This is a genomic window from Paenibacillus tarimensis, from assembly GCF_021532315.1.
Classification (GTDB): domain Bacteria; phylum Bacillota; class Bacilli; order Paenibacillales; family Paenibacillaceae; genus Paenibacillus_I; species Paenibacillus_I tarimensis.
This window is the reverse complement of the sequence record NZ_JAKGAO010000006.1, coordinates 33,470-56,057: the sequence shown is the minus strand read 5'-3', so window position 1 is coordinate 56,057 and position 22,588 is coordinate 33,470. Positions and strand designations below refer to the sequence as shown.

The window sequence follows — 22,588 nt, the reverse complement described above, 5'->3', positions numbered from 1 at the left end:
ACAACCCTCTCTCTTATTATGTCGTTATGGAAGCGGGCCCGTCTGTTAACCTTTAATCGAGCCCAGCATGACGCCTTTAACAAAATACTTCTGCAAGAATGGATAGACCGCGAGAATTGGAAGCACCATGACGATGACAGCAGCGGACCGAATGCCTTCCGGAGTAAGGTTGGCGATCAGATCAGGGTCTGAGAAATCCTGTACCATCGAGTTCGACATGATCATGTTCTGGACCAGAACCGTCATATTGTATTTGCTCGTCTCGTTGATATAGATCAGAACGTTCATGAAGGAGTTCCAGAAGCCTACACCGTAGAAGAGCGCGATGGTTGCAAGCAGCGGCTTAGACAGCGGGAGCACAATGCGGAACAGCAGGCGCCATTCCCCGCAGCCGTCAATTCTGGCCGCCTCGTCTATTTCAGATGGAATATTGGCAAAATAGGATCGCATGATCAACATGTTGTAAGCACTTACAAGGCTGGGCAACCACAGCGCATAGTAGCTGTTCACAAGACCTAGGCTCTGAATAATGAGATAGGTCGGGATAAGCCCGCCGCTGAAGATCATCGTGAAGACGATCGCCATCGTGAAGAAGCGCCTCGCGTAAAACTGTTTCCTTGACAAGGGATAAGCCGCCATAATGGTGAAGGCCATGCTGAGCAGCGTGCCGATGACTGTGATCTGGACACTGTTCCAGAAGGCATTCAATATAGGCGTTCCGGTAATCAGGTTCTCGTAAGAGAAGAGCGTAAAATCCACCGGCCACAGGCCCACCTGGCCCGCCATTACCGCCTTGGCATCGCTTAGAGACAATGCGACAATATTCAGGAGCGGCAGAATACAGCTCAGCGCAACCAGTATAAGCAGGATATAGTTGACGACATAGAAGATTTTCTCGCCTCTTGTAGCTCTCAAGCTCCGCCCCTCCTTACCATAATCCCTCATTGAATCTGCGCGCGATATAGTTGGCCGTTACGATCAGGATCAGCGCCACCAGTGATTCAAACAGCCCCATCGCCGTCGTCAGGCTGAACTGTGCGCCCTGCAGGCCGGTCCGGTAAATAAACGTGCTGATGACATCGGCAATCTCGTTGACATTGGAATTTTGCAGCATGTAGACCTGGTCGAAACCTACCTCCATCACCCGGCCCATCGACAGAATCAGGAGCAGAATAATGGTAGAGCGAATGCCCGGTAGCGTTATGTGCCAGATCTTACGGAACTTGCCCGCTCCATCCATTCCAGCTGCCTCATACAAGCTTGGATCAATCGTAGTAAGCGCTGCCAAAAAGATGATCGCGTTAAAGCCCATGTCCTTCCAAATCCCGGAGCCTATGAAGATGGCCACCCACGATTCCTTGTTATACATAAAGGCGTAGGGTTCACCGAAGAAGCTCTCCACCCATCGGTTGACGACGCCGTTCTCCAGAGAAAACACGGTCAGCACCATCATGGAGATGATGACCCAGGAGAAGAAATGCGGCATGTACACAATGGTCTGCACGGTCCGCTTGAACATCATGTTCTTGACCTCATTGAGCATGATGGCGAGTATGATTGGAACCGGGAAGCCGAACACAATGCTCAGCACACTGAGAAAGAACGTGTTACGGATAATCTCCAGTGTGCGCGTATCCTGGAACAACATCTCGAAATACTTGAAGCCGACCCACGGACTATTCAGAACACCGTCGAAGAAATTGTAATCCTTGAAGGCAATGACCAGGCCGCCGATCGGCGCATAACGGAAAATCAGGAAGAACAGGGCCACCGGCACGAACATGATGAGCAGCGGGATATTGGATTTGAATCGCCGCCATCTCTGCATCTTGAGCCGCTGCTTTGCTTCGGCCCCATGTTCCGGTACCGCCTGCGGGGCAGCCGCCTCGGCAACATTCATAGTAGGGCTCCTTTCTGCATAAGCTTGTTAACGCTCTAGTTGTATTGTAATAATGTAAGCGCCCTCAAACCTTCAATATTTACAACAGTTCTTTTGAAATTCTACACAGTGTACGCAGTATTCCGGGAACCTCTGCCATCCCACAGCCTGCAACTGCAGCCCAAACAGGGCTGTGCCCTTCATCGTCATGAACGGTGGGCCAGCCTTGTTTAATCACGACCCTGCTCCTTCCGGTATTCCGACGGTGACCTGCCCGTCAACTGCTTGAATACGGCTGTAAAGTAGCTCGCATTGTCAAAGCCGGTACGGCCTGCGATTTCCGTCATTCTCAGTCTGCTGCCAGCGAGGAGCGCTTTGGCCTTCTCCACTCTGTATGTGTTGACATAGTTGGTAAACCCCGTCCCTGTCTCCTTCTTGAACAAATTGCTGAGATAGTTTGGCGTCACATGGACATAAGCGGCAGCCGACTGGAGTGAGCAGCTCTCGTGGTAATGGGTCTCAATATACCGGATGGCCCGCTGCACAACATTGTCCTGCTTCTCCTGCATCCAGCCGGTGAACAGGGCTATAAAATCCCGTCCTTTGGCGAGAGCCCAAGATTCCAGCTCTTCCGCCGTGTCCATCAGCAGAATCGCACCCGGTTTCAGATCCTCGTATGAGCATGCCCGCAAATGCTTAAAATCCTGTGTCAGGATGTCGAAGAAAACGGCTGTCAGGGTATAAATTTGGGCCTTGCAGTCCGCAAGCGGCAGCGAAGACGCCTGCCTGATATGCGAAGTGATCCGTTTCTCCGCTTCCTGCAGGCTTCCGGTTACCAGCATGCTGAGCAGCTCCTCCCGGAGCTCATAGGAACTATCTGTTTTCACATGAACCGTTGCCTTGTCCGCCGGGCTGCCGGATCTCATCTGCTCATACTTCTGACCAGCCTCCTCAGCAGTCCGCAGCAACCCTCCAGGCAGCCAGCTCGTCCTAAGTCCGATCAGCTCCTGCACGGCTGCGGCCAGATGCCGGCGGTAGTCGGCCGCATCATCGCCCGGTTCGAGCATGAACGCGTATTCGTCCTTCCTCATCGGCAGCGTAAACCCTGCGACCCGGTGAAGCTGAAGCAGCTCTTCTGCCATATTGGAGACCGCATAGTGCAGCAGCCCTTCATCCCGGGAGCTGTATGATTTGCCCTCGGGGCAGAAGCTTTCCACCCGAAGCAGCCACAGCTCCCTGTCCTTCCCAATTCCTTCAAATGCCTCCGTACCGGCCGGGCTGCAAGGCAGTCCGAGAAGAATGCCCTGCAGGAATGAAGCCTGCTTCTCCCGCTCCTGCGCTCTTTGCTCCGCCTTCCTTAGGCGCATTTGCTCATAAGCCTTACGCAGCACTCTGCAGGTTTCATCCAAGGCCAGGGGCTTCAGCAGAAACTCAGCCGCTCCGTAACGCAGCGCCTGGCGCGCATATTCAAAATCCCGGTAGCCCGTCAATATGATAACCGACACGTCCGGATACTGCTCGGCCAGGCGGCCGCAAAGCGCCAGACCGTCCATAACCGGCATGTTAATGTCGGTTATGACAAGATCGGGCGGCATTCCTTCGATAACAGCAAGTGCTTCCTCACCGTCAGAAGCTTCTCCGACGACCTCCCAGCCCAGCTGGTGGTTGCCAATCAGCTTGATCAGTCCCTCCCGAAACCAGGCTTCGTCATCCACCACCAGTAATCGGCCGATCATGTTGGCATCATCCTCCCGATGTATGATAAGGCAAACGCAGCAGCACAGTGGTTCCATGGCCAGGTGGCGATCGGAGCTCCATTCCATACGGATCGCCATGAATCAGGGCGATGCGCCTCCTGACGCTGCTGATCCCGATCCGCTCCCTTCCTCCATTCTGTATGCCGGTGTGGATATGCAGTCGTCTTAATGTCTCCTCATCCATACCGCAGCCGTTATCCGATATTTCCAGCATCAGATAATCCGGATCTTCGTCCACAGCCGGCTTTCTCCACCCGCGTATGGTCAGATTCCGGTCTGTCTTCTTGTTGATGAATGCATGCACGAAGGCATTTTCCGCGATCGGCTGAAGCAGCAGCCGGATCACACGGCTATCGAGCAGATCATCCGGAATATCGATCGTAGTGAACAGCGCTCCCTCATATCTCGCCTTCTGAATGTTAAAATAATGCTCCATCTGCCGGACTTCATCGCCAAGTGTCGTCAGTTTACCTGCTGGCTCCAGCGTATACTGCAGCATTTCGGACAGCGAATTTACCAGCCGGGCAGACGCCTCATCGCCAAGCACGTAAAATTTCCAGAAGAACATACCCAGCGTGTTATACAGGAAATGCGGGTTCAGCTGGGCCTGAATCGCCTTCAGCTCCGCTTCCTTCTCACTCAGCTCCCGCTGATACACCTCACGGATCAGCGTCTCAATCCGCCCAGCCATCTGGTTGAAGCTCTCGCCTATGAAACCAAGCTCATCGCGTGTTTTGATATCCACGCGGGTATGAAATGCCCCGTCCCTGACCCGCTTCATGCCAAACACCAGGCTGTTGAGTGGACGGAGCAGCCGCTTGCCAATAAGGGTAATAATAATCCAGGAGAAGAAAATACTGGCCAGCGCCGAGATAACAGCTACCTGCAAAATCACCCAGCTCCGGCTCTGAATCTGCTTCAGCGACACCTTGCTGACCAGCGTGAAATTTACTTTGTCCGACTGCTGCTGCGTGTACAGATAACTGACCCCGTTCTCACTCCGGATTTCACCGCGCTCCCCCGTCAGTTCCTGCAGCTCAGTGCCGCCATCTTTCTCCCGGTTTAACGTGTACAGCAGCCGGCCTTCCGAGTCGTATAAGTAAGCATTAATATCCTCATGCACCCGCAGATCCTTCAGGTAGGATTCGAACAGCGAGGAATTGAAGAGAATCACCATCATGCCATAGGTATCCAGCTCAATGGAGCGCATCAGCCTTCCTGCCAATATGCCGTTGACCCCGCCTTCATCCTGATCGTTCAGCTCCTGGAGCGGCATCCAGACATACTCCCCGCTTGTTCCCTCCAGTCTAGACACCGCCTTCTTCAAGAAATCCGGATCCAGCTGATAAAACAAGCTCGTCATGGTACCGAGATTGATGACATTGCCCTTGAGATCATAGATCCGTATGCCCATAATTTCCGGCGCGTCAAGCCGTACCTGATGCAGCTCCTCATTTAACGCCTTCTCAATGACCATCCGTTCATAGGAGGTCGCATTCGGCTGCTGGCCGCTGATTGCCAGCTTAACCGAAGGGTTCAGTGTAATATAGTCGGTAATCCGGTACATATCTCTTACACGCGCATCCAGTCTGGCTAGCACCTGCTCTGTTGTCAGCTGATACTGGCGGCTGACCTCCTTGTTAAAGAAAGAGAGATGAACCTGGTACGTCACAAAGCCGGCCGTGCTGAAGATAATCAAGTTGGCAGCCGACAACATCAGAACCAGCTTCGTACTGAAGCTGAATCTCTTGCGGTCAAAGGTCTTTTGCGAAGGTGGCATGGAGCAGCAGCCCTTTCCAATAGGTGTTGGTTTCTTATTTTCTCATACCATCCCATATATGAAAACGCTTTAACCGTTCAAAAATCCAGCTGTTTTGGTTAAAAATCCGGTGTACTGCCTCAGGCTGCGAGACCCAAAAAAGACAGGAGTCAAAGGCCGCTGACGGCATCTGACTCCTGTCCTGCGTTATACAAGCTGTTATGCTTGGGCGCCTCTGTCATCCTTCCAGATGACATTCTCGCCGTAGCTCTTGCCCCAGTTGTACATCATGTTCAGCACGGGCATCAGGCTCTCCCCGTGGCTGGTAAGCGAATATTCCACTCTCGGCGGCACCTCTGCGTATACCTTCCGCTCGATCAGCAGATCCTCCTCGAGCTCCCGCAGCTGGTTCGTGAGCATCTTTTGCGTGATATTGGGGATCAGCTTCTTCAGTTCACTGAAGCGCTTGGTTCCTTCCAGTCCAAGATGCCAAAGAATGATCAGCTTCCACTTGCCCCCGATGACAGCAAGCGTCAGCTCCTTCTCACAGTTGATTGCCTTCAGATCAATGCGGTCCTTGATTTCCACTACCATAACGTCCGGCACCTCCCCTACATACAAGGATACAACGAATGTCCCTCGGCTACAAGGAAAGGCCCCTGCCTGCCAGCAAGGGCCTTTCCTTATTTATGTCAGAAGCTGGAACCGTCTTTACTCCAGATTGGCGTGATTGCCGTACATCTGCTCGGAGCTCCATCCGCGCTTGTTCATCATCCGCAGAATGAGGCTGTCGTAGAAAATCAGAAGAGTCTGTTCGAACAAGGATGCCATCGGCTGAACTGTTCCTCCCGAGCGTTCTGACTGTTCCTTCGAATTTCCAGGCAGCTTCACGGTCAGATCAGCGAGCTGACCGATGGTCGATGCAGGATGAATCGTAACAGCCGCCACTTTCGCTCCTGCACCCGATGCTTTGCGGGCCATCGCGGCCAGACTTAGGGTTTCGCCTGATCCAGACCCGATAATCAGCAGATCCCCTTTCCCAATGCCTGGCGTTACCGTCTCACCTACCACATAGGCGGCAATATCCATATGCATGAGGCGCATGGCGAATGCCCTGCCCATGAGTCCTGACCTGCCGGCCCCTGCAAGAAATACCTTGCCCGCGCCCAGAATGGCCTCTGACAGTCCCTCGGCTTCTTCCATGCTGAGCTGCTCGGCTGAATGCATCAGCTCCCGCAGAATCTCAGCTGCATAATCAACATGAGCACCCATGACCGAAACCCGATTAACCCTGCGCGACTAGGCGCTTCATCTCGGCTGCCGCCGCCTTCTTGTCCTGCTCGCCTGTTATGCCGCCGCCCACAATCACGAGGTCCGGCTGAGCCTGGATGACCTCAGGCAGGGTGCTCAGCTTGATTCCGCCCGCGATCGCTGTCTTGGCCTGCTTGACCACCTTCTTAATTGTCATTAGCTCCTCGAAGGAGTTCTTACCTTCGGCCTGATGATCATAGCCTGAGTGGACACAGATGTAGTCCACACCGAGAGCATCAATCTCTCTGGCGCGTTCCTCCATGTTTCGTACATTGATCATATCCACCATAATCTTCTTGTTCTGCTTCCGCGCTTCTTCCACCGCTCCGCGGATCGTTGAGTCGTCCGAAACGCCGAGCACGGTTATAATATCTGCACCCGCTTCCGAGGCCTTCATGACCTCGTAACCGCCGGCATCCATAATTTTCAAATCAGCCAATACGCGCAGTGTGGGAAAAGCTTCCTTAATCGCTTTAACGGCATGGAGGCCCTCGTTAATGACGACCGGTGTGCCAATTTCTACGATATCAATAAAGTCAGCCACCTCAGCCAGGACTTCCTTGGCTCCCTCAATATCCACCAGATCAAGTGCAAGCTGCAGTTCCATGTGTATCCGCTCCTTTAGCCTCTTTCGAATTGTAAGTACCAGGCTATTGTAGAGCCAATCCGTTATTACGGGAAGTAGGCACTTTCAAGTGGGGTAGTTACGCAGAGGATACTATTGGCCGCTGAAGGCAACCCGCTTCGAACAGGAAAAAGACCTCCCCTGGCAAAGAGGAGGTCCATCCGCGGTTAAAGTTATCCGGCCGGACGCTTATCCGCCTCCTGCATAGCCAGCCGGACCCGTTCGGATAATGCATCCGTGCCATGAATCCGGGCCCAGATGCTGTTAACATAAGCCGGCTGCCCCTGCCTTCCGAACAAGCTGACCATCACAATAACAGCGAAGCTGAGCGGTATAATAAAGATGGACGGGAACGCCAGACTTCCAAGCACCGCCCCGAAGCTGCCCGCCGGGAACACGCCCGTCTCCTTGAGAATATTCAGTCCGATGAACAAAATGCTGCCTCCGCCGCCAACCAGCATACCGGCGATCGCACCGTTGCGGGTCGTCTTTTTCCACCAGATTGAGCATAGCAGCATCGGCACGAAGGCACCTCCCGAGATGGCGAACGCCCAGGTGACCATCATCGCAATAAGCGACGGATACGCTTTATCAAGCCCGATCGCCGGGATGCCGATCCCGACGAACAGCGAGAACAATCCCATCACGACAACCGCAATCTTGCCAACCAGAACCTTCTTCCACTCCGGTGCATTCGGATTCACGTAATTCTCGTAGATGTCATGCCCCCAAGATGCCGCTGAAGCGATGAGCAGACCGCCTACTGTTGAGAACATCGCTGCAAAGGCACCCGCAGCTACATAGCCGAGACCAAACTCACCGAACAGCAGCTTGCCGAGGACCGGCATAATCTGATCGGACTTTAGCAGCAGACCATCTACTGTCAAGCCTGTTATGGATGGATCAGATCCGGCCAGCTCGCTGACATACTTGCGCCCCCCCATGCCCGCAACCGAGCTCATAATATAGAAGAAGCCGATGAAGCCCAGCACCCACAGCGTTGTCAGCCTTGCCGATTTGCCTGAAGGGTTCGTATAATACCGGTTCATAATATGCGGCAAGCCCATGGTTCCCAGCACCAGAGCAAGGACCATTGAGAATTGGTTCAGCCAGTCATACCGGTGCCCGGGCTCCTGGAAGATCATCGTCCGCTCAGGATGCAGCTTATTCGTCTGAGGAAGAACCACATTAACTGTAGCCCCGGGATCTCCCTTCTGCACAGCGGCCTCTACGACAGCGAACGCTTCGGGACTCATCACCTCCCGGGCCTGATCATACGGTCTGCTTCCTTCTTCCCCTTCCATCAGCTTCGCTACCGTCATCGTGGACGGATTTACCAGCGGCACCCGCTCGGAAGCATAAGAGCCGACCCCGTTAATTAGGATTAGGGCGAAGACAATGAACATGGCGGTAAACAATACCCAGAACTGAATCATCTGGTTCAGGGTCGTTCCCTTCATCCCTCCTACCGCTACGTAAAACATCATAATGATTACGACTGCCACTACGCCGGTCTGGTAAGGACTCATGCCCAGGAAACCAACACCTACGAGTACATTCCATGTGTTACCGGCTCCGACCATCTGCGGCGCGAGGTAGAAAATACAAATCAACTGCACCATGACTACTCCAATGATGCGTGCCACATGGCTTCTGCCAAAGCGTGCGAACAGAAAATCAGGGATCGTATATTCGCCAAACTTGCGCAGCGGGCTCGCGAGAAACAGCACGACCGGTACAAAGGCGGCGCCAAAACCGATCGCATACCACATGCCGTCAACACCCGAGGCATACACCGCCGCAGCCACGCCCAGGAAGGAAGCCGCTGAGAAGTAGTCGCCGCAGATGGCGGTCGAATTCGTCAGCATGCCAACCTTCCGTCCCGCGAGATAGAAGTTGGCGGTACTCGAATTAAATTTCCGTGTCACAAGCGAAATGACAATCGTGATAATGATCAGTGTCAGCACCATCATGATGGCGTACGTATTCAGCATGGTATGGTACACCCCCTACTTGAGTTTTTCGTCAAGCTGATTCGCTCTTCTTACAAACAGATAGGCGAGAACCCAGTAGAACAGGTGAAACAGTAAGACTGTTGTCCAGAAATTAAGGGACAGGCCGGCCAGAAACGGTCTGCCGTACCACCATTCAGCCGTACCGCTGAGGAAAGGAATCATCAGGGTCACCACGAAGAATACCGTCCCGAACGAAAAGCTCAGCTTTCTCTGCTGCTTGTAGGACTGGTCTACCTGGCGCATTTCTTCTTCCGTTACGAATACAGAGGTTTCGTTAAGCGACATATCCTTACGTGCCATTGTCGGAACTCCTCCTTTATAACGCTGTGAAATTACGACCAGCAAACAATTCCGCCATTCACCTCCCTTTACTCATGTAAGCGCTTATAATTGTGTCAACATTGTGAATATATCACGGATTCCCAGTATCCGCCACCCTTTATGAAAAGTCTTCTAATCGGGAGCCCAAACGCAGAAGAGGCATACGGAACTGTAGTTCCGTATGCCTCTATGTCTCCAGATAACCCGATCTGCATATTACCTCAGCTTTATTTCCTGCTGGGCGGTTATCCCTTTTTCCGCAGCATCATCGAATATCTTTGAAACCGCCCCGATGCTGACAGGCTTGCTAATATACTCATCCATGCCGAGCTCAAGATATTTTTCCCGGTCACCCTTCATTGCATGGGCGGTTATGGCAATAATGAACGGTTTATACTCCCACTTCGTCTCCATTCGGATTCTCCGGGCTGCCTCCAACCCGTCTAACACTGGCATCTGGATATCCATGAAGATCATATCATAGGGGTGCTGCTCGTACGCCTCAACAGCCTCCAGTCCATTAGAGACGATATCAACCTGGTAGCCCAGCCGTTCAATGATCTTCTTCAAAACGATCTGGTTCACGTTATTGTCTTCTGCAATCAGTATACGGAGTGATCCGGACACCGCCCGTTCTTCCTTTGAGGGGTGAGCTTCTTCCTCTACCGACTGGAATGTATCTGAAGTGCTGAACGGCAAGGTAAACGTAAATACAGCTCCTGTTACATCTTTCGCTGACTCATACCAGATTTCTCCGCCCATAAGCTGGACCAGCCGCTTGCATATAGCCAGTCCGAGTCCCGTGCCTTCCACACTCCGTGACATAAACGGGTTGACTTGAGAGAACGGTTCGAAGAGCCGGTTTACCTTGTCCTCCGGTATCCCAATTCCTGTATCTTTAATAGAAAAGGAAAGGATAATCTCTCCATCTTCCTCAGACAGGCACTCAATAGACACGGATATCGTCCCGCGGGGCGTAAACTTGACTGCATTGCTGAGCAAATTAATCAGAACTTGTCTGATCTTCATCATATCGCCAGCAACGACCGCAGGGACTTTGGGGTCAACGGATGTTTGAATCTCCAGGCTCTTATCCAGCGCTCTCGGAATAAATACCTGCAGGGTATCCGACAATGTTTCCCTGATATTAAACGGGCTGATGACAAGCTCCTCCTTGCCCGACTCAATCTTGGAGAAGTCAAGGATATCATTAATAATGCTCAGCAGCGTCTCGCCGCTCCGCTTGATGAGCTGAACATATTCCTGCTGCTCTGTATTCAGGCCCGAATCGAGAAGCAGATCGGTAATTCCGATTACGCCGTTCATCGGGGTCCGGATTTCATGGCTCATCATAGCAAGGAAATCACTCTTGGCACGGTTCGTTTTCTCGGCGGCTTCCTTCTCTATAATCAGCTTCTTCTGTTCGGTCATATCCTTGGCGATGAGATAGAAGCCCACATTCTCATTGTGGATAATGATCGGAGCCAGCGTAGACAGTACCTCAACCTCATGGCCAGCTTTATTTCGGATAAAGCTGATTTCCTTTTCAACAACGGAGTAATTCAGCGGATTGGATAATATGCCGTTCATGTTTTTAATTCCAATCAGCCTGGAAATTTTGCCGCCTATCAGCTCTTTGATCTCATAACCGGTTACCTGTTCGGCCATTTGGTTGCCGTTAATGATACGGCCATCCAGGCCAAACGAAATAATTGCATCGTGATTATACTTCTTCAGCGATGTATAGCGTTCTATACTTTCCTGCAAGCCCCGTTCCGCGGCCTTGCTCTTCGTCACATCCACAGCCTGTAAAATGAAGTAAAGCGGTTTCTTAGGCTGCTCTGCCTGAACAAGCGAGACATGGAGCGACGCGTAGATTTCTTCGCCCTTCTTGTTCCGGTGCCTCTTCTCTATTTCAAACGCATGACTTTGGCCATCCAGCAGCTGCTGCAAATAGTTATCCTCACGCTCTCCATCGGGATTGATGAAGTCCTTAGGAGCAACCGCGTACAGCTCACCTTGCGTAAGTCCGAATATGCGGTAAACAGCCGGATTAACGCTGATCCATTCGTAGTCCAGAGAGATGATGGCTATACCGATTGGAGCATTGTTAAATACATGTTCAAACAGTGGTTGTTGTCCAAACAATTCATCGCTCCCGATTTTCAACTTGAGCACTCCCAACATAGATGTAATTAGGTTGAATACAACCAGCAGTTTTCTTTACCCAAACTCCCCACAATTTAAACACATTTTCGACATAACATAAAGGTATCCTGCCGAAATATGCTCGGAGGATACCTTAATTTGCTTCTATGACAACTCCAGCTCACGGAAGGATACGCCTTCCGGCAGCACGGCATCGATATGCGCTCTAACCGCAGGTCTTGTATGCAGCTCATCACTGAGTACCGCGAATATTCCCTTGTCATTGCGGGATCGGATCAGTCTGCCCATCCCCTGCCGCAGCCGAAGCAGCATATAAGGCAGGTCCACCTCTTCGAACGGGGCAGACGATTCCTTCCGCTTAACCATAAAGACGGGGTCCTGCGGCGGATATGGCAGGGACCATACGATCACATTGGACAGCGACGGTCCCGGCACATCCAGCCCTTCCCATAGACTGACCGCACACAGCACCGTCTGCTCCTCCTGCTGGAAACGCGAGATCAGGTGACTGATTTCCGCATCGCCTTCAAACAAAAAATCCAGTCCGCTGTAGTCAGGATGCACAGCAGATGCGGCCTTGAACCTGTTCAGCTCCTCGCGGCCGCTGAACAAGACAAGTGCCCTTCCTTCCGTCCGGTGTATCAGCCGGGCTGCTGCCTTCAGCTTCTCGTCGAAGGAGCCCGCTTCCCTCCACACAGGAGCCAGCGCTTCCATATGCTCTACATAATCGTAAGGCGAAGGGACCGAGAAGGAGAGGTAATCCTCCACACCGAGGCTGTCTGCAATGAACGAGAAGGAGCCGCCAACCGACAGGGTAGCCGATGAGAAGACGATCGGCATACGGGAAGCAAACACCCTCTCCCGCAGCATCTCCTTAACCGTCCGCGGCATAATGGACAGCGTCAGTCCGCTGCCCGTGCCGCTGGTCCAGCAAATGAGCGTATCCGGATCATTAAACAGCGCCAGAGCCTTCTGCATCATCTCAATATGCTCTTCAACGATCCGCAGCTGGTATTCATTCAGCGTATGCAGCTCGCCTTCGAACACCAATTCTTCCTCTATAGCGTCCAGCAGTGTTCTGAACTGCCTAACTTCCCGTAACAGCCGCGGGTTCAGATCAAGCTGGTTACGGTCTGATCCGGCAATCGGTCGGCTTTGGGCCGCGAGCACTTCAAAGAGCAGGGAGCTTTGGTCAATAACCTCATCGATAAGTACAGCGAGCGTCTCTCGGACCTCTCCCTCCAACAGGCGTGTGATCATGACTTCGAACACATCATGCTTCAGCTTGTAGCCCAGCGCCTTCATGGCCGCCGTTTCCACCAGATGCCCTTCGTCGAACACAACCGAGCTGTGCTCAGGAAGCAGAGCGAGCTGTCCCTCACGTTTGCGGCTCTCATAGGTCCAGACATGCTCCATGTAGTAATCATGCGAGCAGACGATGATTTCAGCCGCTTTGCGGAAATAATCACGGGACAGCGTTTGGCCGCAGCGATGCCTCTTATCACACACAAAACAGTCCTGAAATACATCCCAGCTTATCCTTCTCCACTGCTCATCGTTTAAATCCGGGTACTGCTTGCGGTCTCCATAGGCATGGAAGGACTGCATGGGCGCCGGCTTGCGTACAAATTCCGGAAGCTCTTCATAAATCTCCCGGAAACGGATTCCATCGTCCTCCAGAGCACCCGTGCCTGCGTCATCCAGCTTGCGCAAACAGAGGTATTGGTCCGGGGATTTGCCCAGCCGGACATCAATGTCCAAATCCAGATGCTTCTTCAGCTTGGCGATATCGCCTTCCGGCTTCACCAGCTGTTCGATCAGCGATTCATCCGCGCAGGCAATGACAGCCGGCTTCCCCGTATGCCTCGCATAGAGGAGAGCGTAAAGCAGGTAGACCAAGGTCTTGCCTGTGCCTACCCCCGCCTCCGCAAATATCGTCTTCTTGTCCATATAGGCGCGTTCCAGCTGATACGCCATATAAATCTGCTCGTCGCGGACCTCGAAGCCCGCTTCAGGCAGCACATCGTAAAACACATCCCCAATCCATTCGCCTGCCTGCTGAATGAACGGTCTCTTAGGTTCATAGTCAAACGGATATCTCGCCACTTCTCTTATGCCTCCACATTTACAAGTACAAGCTGCGGGTCGAACGTCCATTATTACACGGGATTACCGGAAAGTCGAGCGAGACGTGAATGATGCAGCTGTTCACCCCTCTGCCGCTTCCGGTGGTATCTACAACAATATGTACAACCTAACAAGTTCCCTCTGCGCCCATCCAATTCCTTCTAATTGTATATCCTCCCCGCCTCCACCAGACGTCTTATCCCTTCTCTCAGCCGGGTCTCGTTAAGATACGAATAACTTAAGCGAATATGCGTGGACGTTCTATTCTCGGAATCAAAGTAGCTGCCCGGGACAAAGGACACAGAGCGTTCAAGGGCAGAGGCAAGCAGCCGGTTAACATCTTGTTCTGCAGGAAGCTGAACCCAAAGGTTCAGGCCGCCCCCGGGACTGACCCACTTCCAGTCCGTACGGGACAATTCCTCCTCCATCACTTCCTTGCGAATCTGCAGCGCAATCCTAAGCTTGTCAAAGTGCTGCTGCAGCCGGTCTGACTCAAAATAATGCAGGAAGATCTTCTGATTCAGCAAGGGTGAACCGTTATCCGCCAGTGACTTGGCCGTCACCAGTACGTTCATCAGAACTGGCGGGCAGATAACCGCAGCGATCCGAAGACCGGGAGAGACGTATTTGCTGAAGCTTCTAATATATACAACAGATTCTGCTGTATCGAACGTATAGACAGGGGGGACGGGCTTATTCTCAAAATAGATATCAGGGTAGGTATCGTCCTCAATAATCAGACAGCGGTACTGCTCGGCCAGCTCGACCAGTCTCTTGCGCTGATCCGCGGGCACCACGGCGCCCGTAGGGTTGTGGAAGGTTGGATTCATATAGAACAGCCTTGGCCTGCAGGCTTTCATAGTCAGTTCAAGCGCATCCATATCATAGCCGGATTCAGTAATATCAGTGGTTACAATATGAGCCCCCTGTGCCCTGAATGTATCGATGGCCGCGCTGTAGCTGGGACGCTCGAGCATAACAACGTCTCTTGGCTTAAGGAAGGACAGCGCGATCAGATGAATGGCCTGCTGTGCGCCTGTCGTGATCAGTAGCTGCTCCGGAGATACGTAAGTCCTGCAGGTCCGCGTAAAATAACGGGCGAGCGAATCCCGTAATTCACTATCTCCTTCAACCGGCGCATAGGTGGACAGTACCTTCGGATACAGGTCAAACACCTTTTTGACATAGTCAGAGAAGTATTGGTTCGGCAGCAGGCTGGGGTCAATCAAGGCCTGGGTCAAATGATAATCAACGGCTGCCGATTGAAGGGCGGACAGAAGGTTCTGCTTCGGATAAGCATTTACAAGCGGCTCATCACTATATTCTTCCTGTGCGATGCCAGCCTGAACATAATAGCCTGCTTTGTCTTTGACATAGACCTTGTTCTGCTGCTTCAGCTGCTGGAAGGCCTTAAACACCGTCAGCCGGTGAACCTGCAGCTCCAGCGCCAGCTGCCGGATTGACGGCAGCTTCTCATGCGCTTTCCATTCCCGCCGTTCAATACGCTGTACAAGCAGATCGTAGACCTGTTCAAACAGATAGGACTGGCCCTTCTTTCTTGATAAATAACTCACCGCTTGCGCCTCCTCTCCCGACAAGTTTATCACATGAATGCTTCATCTGTTCTATTCTTTGCCATCTGTTCTGCCGTATTCCGGTTATGATGACTTCCATGGAGGGGATATCGATGATTGTAGTAAATTATGCAGTAATGTGCCTCATATTTGGCACAACCTTTCTGGTGATCAAGATCGGGGTCGATGCCGGAGTGGCGCCTTTCTTTGCAGGGGGACTTCGCTTCTTCACAGCAGGGGTTATTCTGTTCCTGGTAATGCGGATCAAGGAGAGAATCCCCCTTAAGCTGCTGATAAGCCGTGATCTGCTGCTGATGGGCATCGGACTGACATTCGGTACCTTTGGTGCACTCTATTGGGCGGAGCAGCATGTCTCCTCCGGGATGGCTTCGGTTCTGTCTGCGAACGGCACCCTGATGATTATGCTGATGCAGACCTTTATCCTAGGGCAAAAGCTGAAGCCGGCCGCTATGGCCGGCTGTATGGTAGGAATCCTGGGGGTATTGCTGCTCATTCTGCCCAGCCTTTCGGTATCCAATAGCAGCCTGTGGCTGCTTGGCTGTCTGACAATTATTGCAGGAGAAGTTTTCTATGCCGGGGGTACACTGTATGCACAGACGGCAAGAGAGCGGACGAAGACATCCCCCCTCGCCGCCAATGCCGTCCAGATGATGCATGGCGGACTCCTGCTTCTCGTGCTATCCCTATGTACCGAGGAGGTTCGGTGGACGGCCGTCGTTCAACCTGCATTCCTCGGATCAATCAGCTACCTGATCGTTGTCGGCTCTATTGTAGGACACAGCCTGTACATGTATTTGGTCAGCAAGACCAACCCGGTATTTCCATCTACCTGGCTGTATGTCTCGCCTCTTATTGCCTTAACAGCAGGTGCTGCTCTCTATCAGGAGAAGCTGACCTGGCTATCGATCATCGGGGCACTTACCATCATTGCGGGGACCGTCCTGGTTAATATAGGGGCACTGCGCACCATAATGATGAGAAGATGGGGTTAATTACTCTTGCTGCGTGCCAGGTGCGGCAGTGGTCTCACTATTGCGGCTGCGCCTCTTAGCACATGGTATTCGGTTACTTTATCACGGTTGTAAGTCCTGCCAGTTAACCGCTCCCTTATCGTTAAATAAGGGATGGTCCTCGCACCGGGTAATCCGGTTATTGGAATCCACAAATACAACCCGAGGCACAAGCCGCTTGACTTCCTCTTCCTCAAACATCCCCATGCTCAGAATAATAACCAGGTCTCCAGGCTGAAACAGATGGGCAGGCGGTCCGTTTAGACAAATCTTGCCGGTACCTTCCCCTCCCGGTATGGCATAGGTTTTCCATCGCGCTGCATTACGCAGGCTGGTGACCTGCACCATCTCATAAGGGTGGATATTGGCTTCCTTCATTAACGCTGAATCAATCGTTATGCTGCCCACATAGTCGAGGCTCGCTTCCGTCACCGTCGCTCTATGAATCTTTCCCTTGCACATCAGTCTTTGCAAAATGAATTAATCCCTCTCTTTCCAGCAAGGTCACCTACATTAAACTATTCACAGCATACGAGGCTGCCTGGGCAGGAGATGAATTTTACACACCCCTGCCTTATATCCACACTGTCTATTGGGATGAACATAAGCTGTTAAAGGTTATATCCGACTTGACAGGAGGACCTCAGGTAATGAATTACGGCTTTCTATGCCGCGCTTGCGGACTACGACTTTCTTTCCAGCCAGGAACAAGCAGATGCCGCTGCGGCGGGACCCTGCTGGTCGAATATGACTTGGAACGAGCTCGCCGAACCCTTACCAAGGAAAGCCTCAAGCATAGAGTTACATCCATGTGGAGGTACCGGGAGCTTCTGCCCGTACAGAGTAAGGACAGCATTATCTCACTTGGAGAAGGCTGGTCGCCACTAATCCGGCTGCATTATGCCGAGCGTCTGCTGCCCTTGGGAAAGCTGTGGGTGAAGAGGGAGGAGCAGAATCCGACAGGCAGCTTCAAGGCACGCGGCTTCTCGGCTGCGCTCTCCATTGCCCGTGAGTACGGCATTAATAAGGTAGCAGTCAACTCAAACGGCAATGCGGCATCAGCTTTAGCAGCATATGCAGCATATGCTGGGATGGAGGCCTACGTGTTTGTCCCCCGGGACTGCCCCGGTATCATTGTTGAAGAATGTGTACAATATGGCGCCCATACGTGTTTGGTCGATGGATTCATTCATGACGCCGGGAAGATCATCATAGACGGGCAGCAGGAACAAGGCTGGTATAACGTGGGGACACTGAAGGAGCCTGGCAGAGCGGAGGGCAAGAAAACGATGGGCCTTGAGCTGTCCGAACAGCTGGGCTGGAGACTGCCGGACGTCATCATCTATCCTACAGGCGGCGGCTCAGGTGTAATTGGCATGTGGAATGCTTTTCAGCAGCTCAAGCAATTAGGCTTTATTCAAGGTGATCTGCCGAGAATGGTAAGCGTACAGGAAGCCGGATGCCAGCCGCTTGTTGATTCCATGGCGAGCGGCAGCGGATTCAAGCCACAGAGCGGGCATGTCGATTCCAGTCCCACAGGCATGCGAGTACCACATCCCCCTGATGGTCACTTAATTCTGTCTATTCTTCGTGAGTCGGGCGGGATTGCAATAGCTGTCTCTAGAGAGGAAATTCTGCAGGCCGGGGCTGCCTATGGCAGGCAGGGGATATCCGCTTCCCCCGAAGGAGCGGCAGCGCTGGCCGGTCTGACCCGGCTTATTGACCAAGGCTGGATTCGTCCGAATGATGAGGTTGTCCTGTTTAATACGTCACATGCCATGAAATACATGCCGTGGAAGCTTGCAGCGAGCCTGCCTGTCGTCAAGACTTATCAGGACTGGCTGCGAGCAGTTAAGTAAAGGTTTAGCAGACATTCGGTGCCGGGCTTACCCATAACAAAAAGGATTGGACAGCTTGTCCAATCCTTCTTGCACTTCAGTTATGCTATTAAGCTTTGTTCGAGGAACCAAACTCACGCATTTTGCCGGCAACCGTTTGCTTGATTGCATCGCGGCCTGGTGCCAGGAATTTACGCGGATCGTAAACTTCGAGATCCTTAGTCAGGATTTCACGAGCAACCTTGGTGAATGCGATTTGGTTCTCGGTATTGACGTTGATCTTAGCCGTACCGAGCGAAATCGCTCTCTTGATATGATCAGTAGGAATGCCTGTGCCGCCATGAAGAACGAGCGGCAGCTTTATCATTTGGCAGATCTCTTCCATCTCTTTGAAGCCCAGGTTCGGTTCGCCCTTGTAAGGACCATGAACGGAACCAAGAGCAGGAGCGAGGCAATCAATACCTGTACGCTCTACGAGCTCTTTGCACTCCTTAGGATCTGCGTAGATAACACCGTCAGCGATTACATCATCCTCTTGTCCGCCAACTACTCCAAGCTCGGCTTCAACGGATACACCGCGCTCGTGCGCGTATGCAACAACTTCGCTGGTCGTTTTCACGTTTTGTTCGAACGGATCATGCGAAGCGTCAATCATAACGGAAGTGAAGCCGGCATCAATCGCTGCCTTACACTTCTCTACGCTGGAGCCATGGTCCAGGTGAATCGCCACAGGAACTGTAATCTTCATTTCCTCGATCAGCGATTTAACAATTGAAGTTACAACTGTGAAGCCTCCCATATAACGAGCCGCACCTTCGGAAACACCCAGAATAACTGGTGATTTTTCCTCTTCAGCCGCAGCCAGGATCGCTTGTGTCCACTCCAGGTTGTTGATGTTGTATTGACCAACAGCGTAACCTTCTTGTAGAGCTTTGTTCAGCATGTCTTTCATGGAAACTAATGCCATTGTAAATCCTCCCTCAAAGTAATTACCTATCCAAGTGTATTATACACATTTACTATGAGTCCAGTAAAATCAACTTTATTTGAACAAAAAAAATCAAGAGCATAAAGTATGGACGTTCTATTACTTTCTTCATTATGTACATAATACGGTTGATTTCATTATTCAATCTGGCCTGCCGACATATAGCACCGGCATAGGAATAAGCCGCAGCATAAACTATGCCGCGGCTTATTCCGCATTAATTGTACGGATGCTGCGCTAATTACAGAACAATCGGCAGGAAACCATCCTTGATATACTGCGCAAAAGGAATATGCCCGCCTGACTTATCGCTCCCGACCAGGGACATTCCTGCTTCCCCAAGATCACCGGCGGTATCGAAGAACGCTGAGCATGCTTGACAGCCGCCACGGATAATACCCGACTTCATAACCTGCTTATATAATCCATTAAATGAATGCTCCGCCTTGGCTAATTCACCCGGCCATTGTGTCCCCGCTCCGTCAAAAAGAATCTCCACCTCGAATCCCTCTTCGTGCAGCTCCTGCCCGTATAACAATCCATGAACCGCCTTGCCTATATCCTGTTGATCTGCTTGAATTATAATCACAAATTTATTAGTCGTTGTCATCCCCATAACCTCCATTATATATTCTGATCTCCGCTAAGAACCCAGTTGATTGGCGTCTCATTCTCAATAGTTAAAAATTCATCCATCTCAAACCTGACCATCCGCTCCGCACCCGGCGGCAGAGAAGCCTGATCCTCATTCCAGATAATGTAGGACCGTCCGGTCAGCTGCAGCGAATGTCCTGCTTTAAAGTCAATAAATAGCAGCCCGGTATTGGGATTGAGATGGATATTCCCAAGCGTATTAAACATGGAATTTCCGAAGTAATCCGGAAACATAAGGGTGCCTCTGTCCGTAATCTGCACAAATCCCGCTGGCCCGCCCCGGTGCGAGGCGTCCATGCTCCCCTCTTGGCCACTGCTGCCAATGAAGAAGGTATCCGCCCGGCGTATCCATTCCTGCTGCTGTGGACTTAACTTTGAGCTGCGGTACGCCTGCTTCTCCAGCCGATGATACGACCCGGACGTCTGCAGCAGCCTCTTCTGTATATACTTGGGGCAGTTTCCGTACACCTGCTCTGTCTGTACTGAAAGCCCCCTCCCAGAATGGATGGCTCCTCTCCCGTTGATTCTCAGTCTGATTCTTCGGTTGAAGTCAATGAAGAGCAGGCCGACCGCTGGGTTCGACTGCAGGTTTTTGCCGACAGGATCACTCTCGGGACAGCTTGAAGCGATCAACAACTCCGATTCAGCCATCACCTTGATAAATCCTGGCTCACCGGTCAGATAGGAACACCATACCTTGCCGTCTTCTCCGGCAGTTGAAACGATGACGATGGTTTGACTCTGGAGGAATGCCGACGCCCCTTTTGAAATCACCTGCTTTATGCTTGCGCGGTTCCTCTCCGCCAGCAATTCTTCCCCTGCCAGTCTTTGTACAGCTAATTCACCAGCATGATACACACTGCTCAACGTTTTCACCTCCTTTTATTAACCATCATTAAATTCATATGGGTATTATATAATTATTGATTTAACCTGTATACACTAATTTTGGGTATTAAACGAAATCTTCATAATAAAAGCCCTAGCTGTTTGCTAGGACTCTTCGGAACCGCTATTTTTGCGCCGTTCATGGTAAGCCGCTACCTTCATACGGTTACCGCAAGTTTTTTGGCTGCACCACCGGCGGGTACTGTTCTTGCTGTTATCATAAAAGTACAGGACGCAATCCGGATTTTCGCATTTCTTGACAAGCCCGGGATCGTAATGCGTGAACAGATCAACGGCAGCCTCCGCTACGGGAATGAGCAGATCAACCGGCTGCCGGATAGCAGTCTCACGCGCGGCCGTGAACGTACGGCCGTCCCTGAGCAGCCTGGTTGTGATGACCTGCTCTTTTAGAATGCTGTTTACAGATTCGATGTCCTCTTTGACGATGTCCTCATTCTTCATCCCTTTTTGGACCATCGTGAGCATGCTGCTTCTTAGTGCCACAGCGCCCGCTACAAGCGATTCGCATTTCTCTTGTCCCCACTTTTGACCTGCGGCTTCAATCTGCTCTGGAGTAAAAAAATTCACAAGGACCAGCCATTCCAGAACGTCATTATAAGAACCCAGCAAATCCAGCGGCTTGCCATCAGCTGCAATTTTCGTATTAATGAAATCAAGGGCTGGATGATTCCCTATAAAATAAAAGGAAGGGGGTATCTTTTTGGGCATATCAAGGACTCCTCGGAACTATTATCGCTCTATTATAGCCTTTCTTTCAGGAATAGCCCAGCCGAAAGCCCCAGATCTCCGTCCTTCATCCCTTCACCGCACCCGCTGTCATCCCGTCAATAAAATACCTCTGGAACATTACGAACAAAATAAAGATCGGGATAATCGAGAAAAAGGAGCCGACGATTAGCAGGTCATAGTTGTTGCCGTATGGCGTTAGCAGCGTTTTCAACCCGATTGGCAGTGTAAATTTGCTTGAGTTGCTCAGCACCATGAACGGCCACAGCAGGTTATTCCAGCTGCCCATTGCATTCAAAATACCCATTGCCGCGAAGGCTGGCTTCATGACCGGCAGAATTAAGCGCAGGAATATTCCGTATTCACTGGCGCCATCGACCCGGCCCGCTGCAATCATCTCCCTTGGAACACCAAGCAGATACTGCCGGAAGAAGAAGATCGTCGAGGCACTCGCAATGCCTGGCAGAATAATCGACGAATAGGTATTCATCAGTCCCAGGTTAAAAATCAGACGGTACAGCGGCAGCAGCAAGATTTCAAACGGTACCATCATAATCATCAGGACGCAGATAAACAAAGGCGTTTTGCCTTTAAAATCATAGGCCGTAAAGCCGTAAGCGACAGCTGCGCTGGTAATCAAGGTCAAGGCGACCTGCAGAATAGTGAGCAGCATGGAATTAGTAAACCAAGTAAAATAGTCATGCTGGCCGGAGAATAAGAAGACGTAGTTATCCAAGCTCATGATGGAGAAATCCAGCTGCAGATTAAGGCCATAACGGATGAGCTCCTTGCCCGGCTTGAACGACGCAATCGCAATGGCGTAGAAAGGCAGTAGTACAAGCAGGCTTAACAAGCTGAAAAAGACGAAGAGAAGAATTTTACTTAGACGCTCCCTGCTTTCCATC

Annotated in this window: 20 protein-coding genes; 2 read left to right on the top strand and 18 right to left on the bottom strand. The window is 51.7% G+C overall.

All coding sequences use genetic code 11. The annotated features are described in order from the left end of the window. Positions 1-45 precede the first annotated feature (45 nt). The 12 genes from L1N82_RS05360 to L1N82_RS05305 all read right to left on the bottom strand — a co-directional run bounded on the left by L1N82_RS05360 (position 46) and on the right by L1N82_RS05305 (position 15,537). Positions 46-915, bottom strand: a complete 870-nt coding sequence (locus L1N82_RS05360; protein WP_235286353.1) for a carbohydrate ABC transporter permease — start codon at positions 913-915, stop codon at positions 46-48. Positions 916-928: 13 nt separating this feature from the next. Continuing rightward, complete coding sequence (locus tag L1N82_RS05355; protein ID WP_407946702.1) at positions 929-1,900, bottom strand: ABC transporter permease; 972 nt, start codon at positions 1,898-1,900, stop codon at positions 929-931. A gap of 209 nt (positions 1,901-2,109) precedes the next feature. Next, a complete protein-coding gene (locus L1N82_RS05350; RefSeq protein ID WP_235286352.1) occupies positions 2,110-3,615 on the bottom strand; it encodes a response regulator transcription factor in 1,506 nt (501 codons plus the stop codon). A gap of 7 nt (positions 3,616-3,622) precedes the next feature. After that, positions 3,623-5,416: a sensor histidine kinase gene (locus L1N82_RS05345; protein WP_235286351.1), complete on the bottom strand. Its 1,794-nt coding sequence runs from the start codon at positions 5,414-5,416 to the stop codon at positions 3,623-3,625. Positions 5,417-5,614: 198 nt separating this feature from the next. After that, a complete protein-coding gene (locus L1N82_RS05340) occupies positions 5,615-5,989 on the bottom strand; it encodes a winged helix-turn-helix transcriptional regulator (protein ID WP_235286350.1) in 375 nt (124 codons plus the stop codon). Positions 5,990-6,106: 117 nt separating this feature from the next. Then, positions 6,107-6,667, bottom strand: coding sequence for a 6-phospho-3-hexuloisomerase (gene hxlB, locus L1N82_RS05335; RefSeq protein WP_235286349.1), 561 nt, complete (start codon positions 6,665-6,667; stop codon positions 6,107-6,109). A 13-nt stretch (positions 6,668-6,680) separates the two neighbouring features. Continuing rightward, positions 6,681-7,313 carry a 3-hexulose-6-phosphate synthase gene (gene hxlA / locus L1N82_RS05330; protein WP_235286348.1) on the bottom strand — a complete coding sequence of 211 codons (633 nt, stop codon included), beginning with the start codon at positions 7,311-7,313 and terminating at the stop codon, positions 6,681-6,683. 191 nt (positions 7,314-7,504) lie between these two features. Beyond that, the gene (locus L1N82_RS05325; RefSeq protein WP_235286347.1) at positions 7,505-9,325 is read right to left on the bottom strand and encodes a solute symporter family protein; all 1,821 of its coding nucleotides are present in this window, start codon (positions 9,323-9,325) and stop codon (positions 7,505-7,507) included. Positions 9,326-9,340: 15 nt separating this feature from the next. Next, positions 9,341-9,646 carry a DUF485 domain-containing protein gene (locus L1N82_RS05320; RefSeq protein WP_235286346.1) on the bottom strand — a complete coding sequence of 102 codons (306 nt, stop codon included), beginning with the start codon at positions 9,644-9,646 and terminating at the stop codon, positions 9,341-9,343. Between the two features lie 237 nt (positions 9,647-9,883). Then, a complete protein-coding gene (locus L1N82_RS05315) occupies positions 9,884-11,836 on the bottom strand; it encodes a PAS domain S-box protein (RefSeq protein WP_235286345.1) in 1,953 nt (650 codons plus the stop codon). A gap of 144 nt (positions 11,837-11,980) precedes the next feature. Continuing rightward, complete coding sequence (locus tag L1N82_RS05310) at positions 11,981-13,942, bottom strand: ATP-dependent DNA helicase (protein WP_235286344.1); 1,962 nt, start codon at positions 13,940-13,942, stop codon at positions 11,981-11,983. 182 nt (positions 13,943-14,124) lie between these two features. Beyond that, positions 14,125-15,537: an aminotransferase-like domain-containing protein gene (locus L1N82_RS05305; RefSeq protein ID WP_235286343.1), complete on the bottom strand. Its 1,413-nt coding sequence runs from the start codon at positions 15,535-15,537 to the stop codon at positions 14,125-14,127. A gap of 113 nt (positions 15,538-15,650) precedes the next feature. Between L1N82_RS05305 and L1N82_RS05300 the strand changes: the two genes are divergently transcribed. Beyond that, positions 15,651-16,550, top strand: coding sequence for a DMT family transporter (locus tag L1N82_RS05300; RefSeq protein ID WP_235286342.1), 900 nt, complete (start codon positions 15,651-15,653; stop codon positions 16,548-16,550). A gap of 81 nt (positions 16,551-16,631) precedes the next feature. Here L1N82_RS05300 and panD read toward each other — a convergent pair whose 3' ends face one another. Further along, positions 16,632-17,042: an aspartate 1-decarboxylase gene (gene panD, locus L1N82_RS05295; RefSeq protein ID WP_235286341.1), complete on the bottom strand. Its 411-nt coding sequence runs from the start codon at positions 17,040-17,042 to the stop codon at positions 16,632-16,634. 176 nt (positions 17,043-17,218) lie between these two features. Between panD and L1N82_RS05290 the strand changes: the two genes are divergently transcribed. Then, positions 17,219-18,427 (top strand): threonine synthase, encoded by a 1,209-nt coding sequence (locus L1N82_RS05290; protein WP_235286340.1) that lies wholly within the window; start codon positions 17,219-17,221, stop codon positions 18,425-18,427. Between the two features lie 88 nt (positions 18,428-18,515). Here L1N82_RS05290 and L1N82_RS05285 read toward each other — a convergent pair whose 3' ends face one another. The 5 genes from L1N82_RS05285 to L1N82_RS05265 form a co-directional block, all read right to left on the bottom strand. Beyond that, positions 18,516-19,373, bottom strand: coding sequence for a class II fructose-bisphosphate aldolase (locus L1N82_RS05285; RefSeq protein WP_235286339.1), 858 nt, complete (start codon positions 19,371-19,373; stop codon positions 18,516-18,518). Positions 19,374-19,635: 262 nt separating this feature from the next. After that, entirely contained in the window at positions 19,636-20,004 is a 369-nt protein-coding gene (locus L1N82_RS05280) for a hypothetical protein (protein WP_235286338.1), read from the bottom strand. Positions 20,005-20,018: 14 nt separating this feature from the next. Next, complete coding sequence (locus L1N82_RS05275) at positions 20,019-20,906, bottom strand: pyridoxamine 5'-phosphate oxidase family protein (RefSeq protein WP_235286586.1); 888 nt, start codon at positions 20,904-20,906, stop codon at positions 20,019-20,021. 135 nt (positions 20,907-21,041) lie between these two features. Next, positions 21,042-21,665: a CGNR zinc finger domain-containing protein gene (locus L1N82_RS05270; protein WP_235286337.1), complete on the bottom strand. Its 624-nt coding sequence runs from the start codon at positions 21,663-21,665 to the stop codon at positions 21,042-21,044. Positions 21,666-21,750: 85 nt separating this feature from the next. Next, positions 21,751-22,587, bottom strand: a complete 837-nt coding sequence (locus L1N82_RS05265; protein ID WP_235286336.1) for a carbohydrate ABC transporter permease — start codon at positions 22,585-22,587, stop codon at positions 21,751-21,753. Between the last annotated feature and the right edge of the window lies 1 nt (position 22,588).